General features: G+C 54.8%; 8 protein-coding genes and 1 pseudogene. 5 read left to right on the top strand and 4 right to left on the bottom strand.

Annotation, left to right across the window (positions count from 1 at the left end; all coding sequences use genetic code 11):
* Positions 1 to 8: 8 nt before the first annotated feature.
* Positions 9 to 617 (top strand): S8 family serine peptidase, encoded by a 609-nt coding sequence (locus C8P63_RS03005; protein ID WP_108021862.1) that lies wholly within the window; start codon positions 9 to 11, stop codon positions 615 to 617.
* A gap of 169 nt (positions 618 to 786) precedes the next feature.
* Here the strand turns inward: C8P63_RS03005 and C8P63_RS03000 are convergent, their stop codons facing one another.
* The gene (locus C8P63_RS03000; protein WP_108021861.1) at positions 787 to 2,457 is read right to left on the bottom strand and encodes a peptide ABC transporter substrate-binding protein; all 1,671 of its coding nucleotides are present in this window, start codon (positions 2,455 to 2,457) and stop codon (positions 787 to 789) included.
* Between the two features lie 309 nt (positions 2,458 to 2,766).
* Between C8P63_RS03000 and dapD the strand changes: the two genes are divergently transcribed.
* The 3 genes from dapD to C8P63_RS02985 all read left to right on the top strand — a co-directional run bounded on the left by dapD (position 2,767) and on the right by C8P63_RS02985 (position 5,920).
* Positions 2,767 to 3,477: a 2,3,4,5-tetrahydropyridine-2,6-dicarboxylate N-acetyltransferase gene (dapD, locus tag C8P63_RS02995; protein WP_108021860.1), complete on the top strand. Its 711-nt coding sequence runs from the start codon at positions 2,767 to 2,769 to the stop codon at positions 3,475 to 3,477.
* Between the two features lie 94 nt (positions 3,478 to 3,571).
* Entirely contained in the window at positions 3,572 to 4,774 is a 1,203-nt protein-coding gene (locus C8P63_RS02990) for an aspartate aminotransferase family protein (RefSeq protein ID WP_108021859.1), read from the top strand.
* Between the two features lie 12 nt (positions 4,775 to 4,786).
* Entirely contained in the window at positions 4,787 to 5,920 is a 1,134-nt protein-coding gene (locus C8P63_RS02985) for an N-acetyldiaminopimelate deacetylase (protein ID WP_108021858.1), read from the top strand.
* 110 nt (positions 5,921 to 6,030) lie between these two features.
* On the opposite strand, the gene C8P63_RS02980 is transcribed toward C8P63_RS02985, so the two are convergent.
* Positions 6,031 to 8,739 (bottom strand): penicillin acylase family protein, encoded by a 2,709-nt coding sequence (locus C8P63_RS02980; protein WP_108021857.1) that lies wholly within the window; start codon positions 8,737 to 8,739, stop codon positions 6,031 to 6,033.
* 155 nt (positions 8,740 to 8,894) lie between these two features.
* Between C8P63_RS02980 and C8P63_RS19445 the strand changes: the two are divergent.
* A pseudogene (locus C8P63_RS19445) lies at positions 8,895 to 9,091 on the top strand (hypothetical protein); the annotation flags it as partial.
* 67 nt (positions 9,092 to 9,158) lie between these two features.
* Here C8P63_RS19445 and C8P63_RS02970 read toward each other — a convergent pair.
* Both C8P63_RS02970 and C8P63_RS02965 read right to left on the bottom strand, forming a co-directional pair.
* Positions 9,159 to 11,195: a CocE/NonD family hydrolase gene (locus tag C8P63_RS02970; RefSeq protein WP_211308233.1), complete on the bottom strand. Its 2,037-nt coding sequence runs from the start codon at positions 11,193 to 11,195 to the stop codon at positions 9,159 to 9,161.
* Positions 11,196 to 11,235: 40 nt separating this feature from the next.
* A complete protein-coding gene (locus C8P63_RS02965) occupies positions 11,236 to 12,660 on the bottom strand; it encodes an ABC transporter substrate-binding protein (RefSeq protein WP_170109461.1) in 1,425 nt (474 codons plus the stop codon).
* Positions 12,661 to 12,719 lie beyond the last annotated feature (59 nt).

The following is a 12,719-nucleotide window of genomic DNA, read 5'->3' as shown; positions in this document are numbered from 1 at the left end:
AACAGTTCATGAAGAAATCGATCATCAAGGGTGTCTTTCTGGTGGGAACCTGCGTCAGCATTCCTTTGGCCGGAACCTTCACCATGGGTTCCGATGCCTTGGCTTACCGGGAACCCTTCTCCCCCCACCCCCGAACCCATGCGGCTGTCAACAAAGCCCCCGTGAAAAATGAGCAGGGAAAGGACGTCCCCAAACGGAAACGAATTCAACGGCAAAGTCGGATCGAAACCCCCCCGGTCGCCCCAAAACCGGAGGATACCGTGGCCGTCCAGTTTCACCGGAATGTAAGCCAAGAGGACCAGCAGAAGCTGCACCGGAAGCTCAATGGGAAAGTGGTCTACCGGATTTTTGACAACATCGTTCTCGTGAAAGTGAAACAGCCGGGGGAAGAAGCGATCCGACGCTATCGGGAGAGCGCCCTGGTCAAACAAGCGGGGGCCGAAGAACCGGTGAAAAACCATCCTGAAGCAAAGGAACCGCCCCTGCAAAAACCGGAACCCGAACCGGAACGTCGCTTGACGGATCCGCCGGATGACCCCGTGGGAGTGCCCCAAACCGAAAAAAAGAAAAACTTGATTCAGAATCTCACAGAGCGGCTGAATCCGTTCGCCGAATGATTTTCCAATGGCGTCCTTTGAACACCCGCCGGCCTCCGTTCTTTCGGAGGAACGCAGCGGCCAAAACTCGAATCTTCATTCGTCCTGATCCAATATCATTGACTTGAAAACCATACGAAAAACCCGGTTCCGGTGAACCGGGTTTTTCGTATGGGTCCGAAGCGCGGGATCAGTTAACGGATTCCGCTTCGACCCTGCCGTCGATATAAACCCATTTCAGGGTATACTCCGCTCCGACGGGGGAACGGTACAGGTTCTTTACGTAGGGTTTCTGGATATAAGCCTGTGTTTCGTAAAACAAAGGGGAAACCCCCGCCTGGTTCATTACGATTTCTTCCGCCTTGGCCAGATCCGTGTCCCTCTTTTTCAGATCTGTGTTGAATTTGGATTGGACGATCAACTTGTCAAAGGTGGGGTCACTCCAACGGCCTAAGTTCACCCGGCTCTGGGAGTGTCCGATTTCGAGGAAGGCCATGGGATCGTTATACCGTCCGATCCAACGGACCAGGGACAGGTGAAAGTAGCCGGCCTGTTCCGCCTTCAATTTTTGTTTCATGGTTTTGGGGTTGATCACGATATCGACTCCGAGCGTGCTTTTCAGTTGTTGCTTCAGGTTAAGGGCAATTTTCTTGCGGTCGTCGTCGTTCACGTTCAGCTCGATCTGGGGGAGATAGGAAATCCCCAGTTCCTGCATCCCTTCCTTCAACAAGCGCCGGGCTTCTTCCACATCCGTGTCCAACAGTTTTCCCGCCTGTTTTCGGAAGGGTTCATCGTTGTACCCCGAGATCGAGTCCGGGACCATCCCCTTTGCCGGCCGGGAACCGTTCTTCAACACATCCTGCACCAATTGTTCCCGGTCGATGGCCAGGCTGAACGCTTTTCTGATTTTCGTATTGGAAAAGAAGGTCATGTTGGTATTGTACAGAAGGAGGAACGTTGCCCCCCGCTCCACCGGTACGAATTCCGGGTTGCCCTTAAACGCCTGCACCAAGCTGTCACTCAGGGGCGCCATGTCCACTTCCCCCGAGGTGTAAAGGTTGGTCGCCTCCACGGAATCCGGAATGATCCGCACCTGCGCTTCATCCAGCTTCACGCTTCCCGCATCCCAGTAGCTTTCGTTTTTCACCAAGCGATAGCTCTGTTCATGTTCCCAGTCCTTCAGAACAAAAGGACCGTTGTAGACCATCTTGTCTTCCTCTTTGGCATAATCGGAGCCGAATTTTTCGATGATATCCTTCCGTTGGGGATAGTAGGCCGCCGATGCCGTCAGACTCAGGAAATAGGGCACGGGCTCGTCCAAGCGGACGCGGAGCGTGCGGTCATCCAGCGCTTTCACTCCCACCGCGGTCACCGGCAGTTGCCCCGAATAATATGCCCGGGCATTTTCAAGAGGAAACAGGATGTATGCGGATTCCAGTTTCTTCTCCGGGTCCAGCGCCCGTTTCCAGGCGTACTCGAAATCCTGGGCCGTTACCGGTTTTCCGTCGCTCCAACGGGCTCCCTCCCGGATTTGGAAAGTATAGGTTTTTTTGTCGTCACTCACCTCAAAATCTTCGGCCATCGCCGGCTGCGGCTTGTTGTCCTGATCCAGCCGCATCAGCCCTTCCATCACGTTGTTCAATACGTTGAATGAGTTCCCGTCAATGGCTTCGGCACTGTCCAGGTTGGGAGGCTCCGCCTCCGTCGTCAACCTGAGGACCTGCTCTTCCTTCTCTGCCCGGGCATGGGTCTCTTTTCCCGTCTCCGGGAGCCACTCCCGAATCTGTTCTATTGGACCGCAGCCGCCCAGAAACAGACCGGAGGCCAGCAGCACCGCGAAAAATGAGCAAATCCGCCTCATGTGATTGATCCCCCCCGATGAGAAACGATTTGAAAAAATGGGCAAAGTACATGCACTTACTCATTATAGAGAAGAATACATTTCTTTGGAAGCGCTTTGGTTCTAATTGAAAGAAAATATGTCATTCCATTCCGTACCCTCTGCAACACTCTATAGCACCGGATCAAAAAGCGTGACCCTCTCCGGCAGAAACTTCCCCCGACGGTCCGGTTTCTTCATCGCGGAGCCTTATGCTATACTCATCTTTAGGCCAGTGTCGTCCAAAAGAAAAACCGTCTTTGACATGGACATAGAAAGGGTGGACAAAGGATGGAAATGATGGATGCCAACCAAATAATCGAATTTATCCGGACAAGTGAAAAGAAAACCCCGGTGAAAGTACATATCAAAGGGGAGTTGGAAGGGATCGACTTCGGGAAAGAAGTCCATTCTTTCATTACGGGGAAAGTGGGCGTCCTGTTCGGGGATTGGAAGGCCCTTGAACCGGTCCTTGAAGCTCACAAAGACAAAATTGAGGACATGGTCGTGGAAAACGACCGCCGCAATTCCGCCATCCCGCTCCTCGACCTGAAAAACGTGGAAGCCCGGATCGAACCCGGAGCCATCATCCGTGACCAGGTGGAAATCGGCAAGAACGCGGTGATTATGATGGGTGCCTCGATCAACATCGGCGCCGTCATCGGTGAAGGCACCATGATCGACATGAATGTGGTTGTGGGAGGACGCGGCACGATCGGGAAAAACTGTCACATCGGAGCCGGGGCCGTCATCGCCGGCGTGGTTGAGCCGCCGTCCGCCACACCCGTGATCATCGAAGACGGGGTCGTGGTGGGAGCCAACGCCGTCATTCTGGAAGGGGTCCGCGTCGGGAAAGGATCCGTCGTCGCCGCCGGTGCCGTCGTGGTGGAAGACGTGCCGGAAAACAGTGTGGTCGCCGGAACCCCGGCCCGCGTGATCAAAAAGATCGACGAACAGACCCGGTCCAAGACGGAGATCAAGCAGGAACTCCGCCAACTTTGAAAAACGCAACCTCATCCTCATCCGGGCCGTCATCCAGGCGGCCCTCCTTTTCTATCCGACCGGAAATGATGAACGTGCATCAAGGGGGAGCATTATGACCCAATGGCAAACACTGGACCGACAGTATCTCATGAATACCTACCTCCGGCTTCCGATCGCCATTGCTGAAGCCCGGGGAAACACCCTCATCGACACCGAAGGAAAAGAATACCTGGACCTCTTTACCGGGTTGGCCGTCAATGTGCTGGGTCATTCCCACCCGGCGGTCATGGAGGCGCTCCACCGACAGGGGGAACAGTTTCTCCATATCTCCAACAAATTCCTGAACATTCCCGCCATCCGTCTGGCGGAACGGTTGGTCAAACACAGCATCAGCGGGAAAGTTTTTTTCTCCAATTCCGGCGCCGAAGCAACGGAGGCGGCGGTCAAGCTGGTTCATAAGTGGACGAAAGAACGGGAAGACGGTAAACGCGGCTTCGTGGTGATGAAAAAGAGTTTCCACGGTCGAACCCTGGGTGCGGTTCGTCTCACCCGCCAGCCCGGTGTGTATCAGGATTTCCCCATGCCGGAATTCCCCGTCATCGAAGTGGAACCCAACGACCCGGATGCCTTAGAACGAGTATGTGAAGAAGAAAACCCCGCAGCGATCCTGGCGGAGCCGATCCTCGGTTCGGGGGGCGTGGAGCCCCTCGTGTCCTCGTACCTGCGGGAAATGGAAAGGCTGTGCCGGGAGCGGAGTATGCTCCTTCTGATGGACGAGATCCAAACAGGCATGGGCCGGACCGGCACGTTGTTCGCCTACCAGCATGACGGAATCGAACCGGATCTGATCCTTTTTGCCAAGGGTGTGGGCGGCGGCTTGCCCCTCGGCGGCATCATCGCCGGCGACGAGCTGGCTGATCTGTTCCGCCCGGGGGATCATGGAACCACCTTCGCCCCGTCCCCCCTGAGCGCCGCCCTCGGCAACGCGGTGCTGGAGGAATTGCTGGAGCGGGGGCAGCTGGAAGAAGGTCGTCGCAATGCGGAATACCTCTGGGAAAAGCTCCGTCAACTGCAGAAACGCTTCCCCTCTGTCCTGCGGGAAATCCGGGGCAGGGGCATGATGATTGGCGTCCATACGTCCCTCACCCCGGAACAGGCGAACCGTTTGCAACTGGACCTTCTGGATGACGGAGTGCTGGTGGACCTCACCCAGCAGACCGTAGTCCGGTTGTTGCCCCCGCTTACCCTGAAACATGCTGAAACCGACCGGTTCATTGGGTGTCTGGAGCACTGCCTGAGCCGGATTCTCTCCTGAGGAGGAAGGAAGATGACCACGTGCCTCCACCCTTTTGTGGAAATCCGAAGACAACTTCACCGGATTCCGGAACTGGGGTTTGCCGAATTTAAAACGCAGCGGTTCATATTGGACTATTTATCCCGTCTTCCCCAAGACCGGCTCGAAGTGAAAACCTGGCGAACCGGAGTATTGGTCAAGGTGAAGGGAACGCGGCCGACCCGGACCATCGGGTACCGGACGGATATGGACGGTTTGCCGATCCATGAGGAAACGGGGGTTGAATTTACGTCCGAACACCCCGGTCAGATGCACGCCTGTGGACATGATCTGCACATGGCGATCGCCTTGGGGATTCTGACCCATTTCGCGGAACGGCCGGTGCGGGATGACCTCCTGTTCCTTTTCCAACCGGCGGAGGAAGGACCGGGAGGGGCTCTGCCCATGATGGAGAGCGAAGAGTTCCGATCCTGGCGTCCCGACTGCCTCTTCGCCCTCCACATCGGCCCCGATTATCCCGTCGGAACCATCGCCACCCGCCCGGGAATCCTCTTTGCCAACACCTCGGAACTGTTTATCGACCTGGTGGGAACGGACGGCCATGCCTCCCTCCCCCACCGGTCCAACGACATGGTGATCGCCGGCAGTCAACTGGCGATGCAGCTCCAGACCATCATTTCACGCAACATCGATCCCTTGGACTCCGCCATCCTCACCCTGGGAAAAGTGACCATCGGCACCAAACAAAATATCATTCCGGGCAACGCCCGACTGGAAGGCACCATCCGCACCTTGTCCATGGAATCGATGGAGAAGATCAAAAGCAGGATCCGGTCCCTCGTTCGCGGAATCGAGGAAGGTTTTGAATGCGAGGCGCATATCGATTGGGGGGCCAATTACTGTCAGGTGGAAAACGACCCTTCCCTCACCCGGGAATTCATGGATTGGGCTGCCCGCCACGGGAACGTCCGTGTCATGGAATGCCGGGAATCCATGGCCGGGGAAGACTTCGGTTACTTTCTTCGGGAGATTCCCGGCTTCATGTTCTGGCTGGGTGTGGACAGCCCCCACGGCCTTCACCATCCCCGGATCCACCCCAACGAAGACGCCATCCCCGTGGCAATCGACCTGATGACCCGATGGCTCACCCTGCAAGCCGACGGCTAAACAAGCGGCAGGCCTCCCCCTGCCGTTTCTTGTACCGGATCCCCCAACCCCAAAGAAAGCCCGACACTCCCTTCAAACCGGTGTGTCGGGCTTTCCTGATCAAAGAGGCATCATTCGCCCTGAACGGGTACCCCCACCTGAACGACCTGTTGGAAAGTGGGACGGTTGACCCAGGCCATGTCAGGGGCGGAAACAAGGCCAACCGCTTCCTGGCGGATGGCGTCCCGGGAAGGGTCGTAAACCCAGTCCTCCACCCGTTCGGAACCGTATTCCTTCGCCAGTTCCTCCGAGGTTTTGGAAAGAGCGTTCCAAAGGTCCTCCCTGCAGGCGGCAAGGTCCCCGTCCCCACAGTAGGTCCGGTGCCATGGATCCTCCACCGGCTCCTTCAACACCTGCCTCAGGTCTTTGTGGAGGTGGGAATACACCCCTTCGATAAAGGCGGATCCCACCCCCGTACGGGGAGAATCTTCGAGGGGAAAGGGGAGGTCACTTCCTTCCAGAGCGGAACCGAAGGCCGCCTCTGTCCAATGAGGAAGGGCGGTATCGGCGATCGCCACGGCAACGGCGTGATCATACTGACCATCACGGGGTTGAACATCCCTCCTGTGACCCCCATCCGCTGCCCAATCCGCGAGCCGGTCCCGCATCGCCTGAAGGGTCGGGTCTCCTTGGGGGGCTTTCTCTCCGAGGACCCGGAGGATCCAGGGGACCGTTTCCTGCCCCTTCAGATCGACGGTGGCGGCATCCATCATGATGTTCACCATATCGGCCCGGGTCATTTTCTCTCCCGAGTTCACCGCCTCCTTGATCCGTTTTTCCAGGTGGAGGGAACGGTGGGCGGGCCCGTAGCTGAACTCGGCATCATTGGCCCGGAAACCGGGAGCCTGTTTGTTGTTCCAGTTGACGAAGTAACCTTTGTCGGGGTTGATTTCATGGGGCTGTTGTTCCGGTTTCAGATACTCGCCGCTCCAGTCGTATTCTCCCGTTCCCCAGGTGGGCAGGTCGGGGTCCGTCCGGGAATCCCGGATCGGGGCCAAGCCCGAATGTTTATACGCGATGTCCTGTTTATCCACATAGAACCAGTTGAAGGTGTATTCCACCCCGTCAAAGGCCTTCAGAAAGGACCGTGCCCCATCTTTCATGAAGGCGGGATCGTTGATCCGCTTGAACCCGAGAGCGCTGTTCAGTTCCCTGCCGTAGGTGGAACGCTGGGTGGTCACCGCCACCGGTTTTCCATCCACGGTTCCCCGAGCGTTGACCGGACCGTAAACCGTCCGTTCCACCTCGATGTCGAAAACGATGTTCTCCAGCCCGGGTTTCGGAATACCGGCTGCCGTGGGTTTGGCGATCTGGCGGTGAGTGTACACGTCCATCGGCTTGCATTCCCCTTTGTACCAGTAGCCCTGGGACTCCTTCGTGGGTTCGCCTCCCTCCGGTTCACACAGCTTCACCACCCATTGGTCCACATTGTCGGCTCCGGCGGAGGTGGCGGACCAGGCATAATCCCGTCCCCTCCCCAGCTGGACGTAGAGGTTCACCCCGGCAAAACCGACCCCCCGGGCATCAATCCCCGGCCCGTGAACATCGGTTTCCACCAACAGCTGCGGGCTGAAGTAGCCGGTCTGGGGACCGAAGACGGCGATGGGGCGTCCGTTTTCGGTGTGTCGGCCGCTGACCAAGATGGCGTTGCTCATACGCTCCGGCACCTTCAGCGGAATCTTCCCGAAGGGACCGTCGGCTGCCATCTCCGGCTTCTTCATCTCCTTCAGAGTCCCGTCCACGGTTTCGAGATCCAAAAGCGCGGTGGAACGGGGATCCACCCTGTCATGCCGGTTGTAGGAAAAGGGCTTGTCCGTGGTGACGGGGGCTTCCCGGTCGTCGGCGTTTCTAAAGTCTTCCCAGATCGCCCGTGCTTCCTTGTTCCCGTGTTTCTGCCGGAGTTGGGAGAGGAATCGGCCGCTCGCCACTTCATTGCCGCCACCCTTTCCGAAGATGCCGCCCACCAGACTGGCAATGGCCACACTGTCCTCAGGCTTCCATTTACGGGGCATCTGCTGTAAGGCGGGATATTCCGCCGGCAACAGGTTGGGGTTGAGAAGGGCTTTGCCGATATAGGCGTTGACACCCGCTGTATACGCTTTCATGTCTTCACAGGCTTCGGCCTCTTCCGCCCCTTGTGTACAACTCGCTTCCCACTGTCGAATCAGTTCCTCTTCCTTGTACGGTGCCACTTGGACTTGTGCCCGGTCCATGGCTTTGTTGGCTTCACTGGCCCCCAGGAATTGACTCAGCCGCCCCCGGCCCAAGTGCCGCAACACATCCATCAGGAACAGACGGTCTTCCGCCGTGGCATACCCCACGGCAAACATCGTTGCTTCCCGGGTTTCTCCCTCGATATGAGGGACGCCGAATTCATCCCGGCGAATCAAAGCCCCTTCGGTCGGGGAATAGGTCCGCTCCGCTTCGCCTTTCAAGCCGAAGGAAGCCTCCTTGAAATAACGGGTCAGTTCCCCGTCGGTCACACCCCGGGCCGCCTTCGACAGTGAATCGTACATCTTTGTCTGATCGTTAAAGTGCTTCGGGTACTCCCCGGTCACCTGATAGACTCCCCATTCGACCGTATTCAACGTCCCATCCTGTCCCGGCGGCATGATGTTCAAAAAGCCCCCGGGATCGGCGGTCCCGGCCGATGCCGCTCCCTTCCCGGGGCCCGATCCGGGGAAAAGAACGGTGGCTGCGGCCAAAACCACACAGAGAACCAGACAAATACCTCGAGGCTTTCCTCTCTTCCGGGAAAAAAAGTTTTTTCCCTTGATCAAAGAAATCCCTCCTTCTGGTCACCTTCCACCCCTGATAATTCAATCGAGTGTGTATTTTCTGATATAGTACCATAACGTACTCATGAAAAAAATATCAATTTTCTTTCAACATGAAAAAAACCGGCTATTTACCGGCCGGTTTTTCCCCGGGCAACGCCCGACTGGAAGGCACCATCCGCACCTTGTCCATGGAATCGATGGAGAAGATCAAAAGCAGGATCCGGTCCCTCGTTCGCGGAATCTGGCTGGGTGTGGACAGCCCCACGGCCTTCACCATCCCCGAATCCAACCCAACGAAGACGCCATCCCCGTGGCAATCGACCTGATGACCGATGACTCACCCTCCAACTGACAAATAAAAACAGCGTGAAACGTGACCCCCCTGATTCAGTGGAATCAGGGGGGTCCCTCGTTTGATGTTATAACAGCTGGCGTTTTATCGTTTCATCCCATGTTTTTGAAAACACTCTTCGATCCTTTTCATAGGCATCCAGTGTCGCGTGGACATAAAAGTTTTCTTGATCACATGTCAGAACGGTTCGCGTCACGGTTCGGACCGACCAACCCTCCCGGCTCAACCCACGAACCGAATGCACTTCGCCACGAAGGGAGTCGTAACGGTTTTCCTCATAGGTATACCATTCTTCCGTTTTGCTCACCACGTTCAGGTTGATATCAGCGAAATACAACTCGCCACCGTCCTGAATCACCTTCAACGTGGTGGACTCTTTGCCCAAGTCATGTGTAATCAGCCAGTTTTGTTCAGATGAGCTCTTCTGCACAGGCGGTTCGACTTTGGCGCTTTCTGGCGATGGAAATGACGTTAAACGGCTATCCACTTCCTGATTCGATGGACGAACCGGCAAAATGGCCTGGCTGTGGTAAGGATCGATCGTCAGCGTTACCGGCTCCGGCGAAGGCCATGCCAACGGCCAGTAAACCGTGGAGACGGAAATGCGAAACCGGTGCCCGGGTTGAAACGAATGCGCAATCTCATTCATATGGATTTTGACGCGTTCCTTTTTTCCGGGAGTCAGGGGCTCGGGATGCTCATGACTGTGACGATGGCACAAATTCAACAAACCGTATGTCACTCTCGTCGCCTTTTGATCAGGCGAAATATCGGATAACCGAACCGCAATCATCGCCACCGGTTTGTCGGCGCTCAATTCCAATTCGACAGCGGGGGAACCGTGAATCTCCAACTTTTGAACCAACGCCTCACTTTCAAATACCAAGGAGCCCCCATCTTCCAACCGTTGGTCATAGGGTAAATCCGGTGCATCTCCGGAGGAGTACCACTTCCCTGCAAACAAGCCGACATTCAGCGGGGATTGTATCGTCAGCGATTCCGATGCGGAATCCGGGGTCGAATCGTCCATCAAAATCTTTCCGGGCGCCAACGGATAACGAACCGACTCGATTTTGGGCGGAGGCCACTGCTCTTCTCCAATCCAGCGGCCGGGAATTTTATCGTATTTCGTTTTCGGCTCGAAGCTATCCTGCATCCAGGAATGGATCATCGGTTCCTTCATCATACCGGTATCTTGATCCTTTAACCAGTGATCCCACCACCGGAGCACTTCCTGCAGAAAGCCGATCGCAGGACCGGGAACGCCGTCATGCGGATATTTGTGACTCCATGGACCGACCAGCCCCTTTTTAGGCACATTCAAATGCTCCATGAGGCGAAAGACGGAATTGGAGTAGCCGTCCGCCCATCCACTGACAGCCATCACCGGACACTGGACATCACCGTAGTTCTCGCAGATTGAACCGTGTTTCCAATACTCGTTTCGATGGGGCTTTTTCATCCATTTTTCCAACCACAATCCGCTGTTCTCCAGTCGATCCATCCACATTTCTTTCCACCGATCACCGACGATTTCCGGGTCCGGCGGAAGTGAATTAAAGGCAAACATGGTGGAAGCCCAGGATAAATTGTTGTTGAGCAAACATCCGCCCATGTAATGAATATCGTCCGCGTATCGATCATCGGTGGAACAAACCGTTACCACCGCCTGTAATTGTCGCGGTTGACGGGCGGCGATTTGTAACCCGTTAAATCCCCCCCATGAAATCCCGATGATGCCGACTCTGCCATTACACCACGGTTGTTCTTCCAACCACTGCAAAATATCCTCGCCATCATCCAATTCTTGAGGTAAATATTCGTCGCTTAACACACCTTCCGAATCACCGCTGCCCCGAATGTCCACTCGAACCGATGCGTAACCGTGTCCGGCAAAGTAGGCGTGCATCTCTGTATCCCTTAATCGTTTGATATCCCGTTTTCGGTATGGAATATATTCCAATACAGCGGGGACGGGATCCTCTTCCGCTCCCTCGGGAATCCAGATGCGGGCGGCTAATCGACATCCGTCACGCATCGGAATCCATGTATGTTCGATTACTTTGACGTCGTATGGCATTTCACTTGGATCGATTGCGTTCACCGCAGCTTTTCCACCTTTCTTCGACTATAATGAGGATCGGTTATTTCTTAGAAGCTTTATGGGCGCGCACGACACCCAGATTGTCGAGAACAAATCCTTTGACATCGCTGCGAACCGCCGCGGAGTAGTTACTGTGAGCGATCGGAACGATGGGTGCTCCTTCATGAAGCCCTTGTTGCAACTCTTGATACAGTTTTAATTGTTTTTCTTCGTCATACGTGGCCAAAGCTTTTTTCGCCTTTTCTTGTAAATCCTCAGGGTGATATTTGGTTCTGGATCCTTCAAGCGCCAAGGTCTTGAGGAAGTTACTCGGATAAGGAACATCAAACCACCCGGTCAAACTGAGCTCATGCTTTCCGTTATCCATGATGTCGGCATGCTTCGCCCATTCATTGGTCTCGATTTCTACATCGAGTCCGATCTTTTTTAAGTCGGAAGCGATTAATTCAGCGGCTTGAACCGGTTGAGAAACGTACGTACGCGCACCCTCGAAGGTGTTGAGTTTCACTTTAAAACCATCTTCATATCCCGCTTCCTGCAAAAGGGCTTTCGCTTGATCCGGATCATACCGGTACGGCCCTGCATTTTTATCAAAAGAGAAGACCGTGGGCGGCATGAAATTGATCGCCCGTGTGCCGTCGCCTTCATAAATATTTTCAACGATGCGTTTCGTGTTGACCGCGTGGTTCAAGGCTTGTCTCACTTTCACATCGTCGAAGGGCTCCTTCTCCGTATTGATCGACATAAAGAAGGTGTTCGCTCCCGGCACGGACAACGCCTTTAATTCATCGTTTTTCTCAATCGTTTCCAGTTGTTTCGGATCGATATTCTTAATGGCATCTACGCTTCCATTCTGCAGCTCCATGAGACGAGTGGACGATTCCGGAACGACTTTAAAGACCAGAGAATCGATTTTGGGTTTTTCACCCCAGTAATCTTCGTTAGCTGTCAGTTCCAGGTACTCTCCTTTTTTCCATCGCTTGAACTTAAAGGGTCCGGTTCCCACCGGGTGATTGATAAAGTCCTCACCGTATTTCTCCAATGCTGCAGGGCTTACGACAAATTGGGAATAGTACCCCATATATGTTAAAAACGGAGCGAATTTTCTCTTCAACTCAAATTTGACTTCATAATCATTCATTTTTACGACATCCTCAATGATATCGCCCAAAAGATAATCCAAATAGGAGTTCCCTTTTATCAAACCATAAAACTTGTGATCTTTATCGAGAATCCTCTTAAATGAATGGACGACGGCGTCTGCATTGAAATCCGTTCCGTCGTGGAATTTCACCCCTTTACGAAGTTGAAAGGTCCACGTCTTTCCATCTTCAGAAACATCCCAATCCGTAGCCAACGCCGGCTCCACTTCCAAATCCCGATTCTTAAATTGGACGAGACCGTCAAAGAGGTGAAACACGACGTCAATGTCGCCTTCCGCCATCGCATGTCCGGGGTCGATCATTTCAGCATCTGTGCTTCTGGCGATCGTCAGGTCGTTCCCCCCCTCCAGTTCTTTCCCTT

Source organism: Melghirimyces profundicolus (assembly GCF_003054245.1).
In the GTDB taxonomy this organism is placed as follows: Bacteria; Bacillota; Bacilli; order Thermoactinomycetales; family DSM-45169; genus Melghirimyces; species Melghirimyces profundicolus.
The sequence above is the reverse complement of the archived record's forward strand: the minus strand, read 5'-3'. Positions and strand labels throughout refer to the sequence as shown.

Excerpts from the sequence above, each read along its gene's own strand:
- C8P63_RS03005 (WP_108021862.1), top strand. The coding sequence starts at position 9 with ATGAAGAAATCGATCATCAAGGGTGTCTTTCTGGTGGGAACCTGCGTC.
- C8P63_RS03000 (WP_108021861.1), bottom strand. The coding sequence starts at position 2,457 with ATGAGGCGGATTTGCTCATTTTTCGCGGTGCTGCTGGCCTCCGGTCTG.
- dapD (WP_108021860.1), top strand. The coding sequence starts at position 2,767 with ATGGAAATGATGGATGCCAACCAAATAATCGAATTTATCCGGACAAGT.
- C8P63_RS02990 (WP_108021859.1), top strand. The coding sequence starts at position 3,572 with ATGACCCAATGGCAAACACTGGACCGACAGTATCTCATGAATACCTAC.
- C8P63_RS02985 (WP_108021858.1), top strand. The coding sequence starts at position 4,787 with ATGACCACGTGCCTCCACCCTTTTGTGGAAATCCGAAGACAACTTCAC.
- C8P63_RS02965 (WP_170109461.1), bottom strand. The coding sequence starts at position 12,660 with ATGATCGACCCCGGACATGCGATGGCGGAAGGCGACATTGACGTCGTG.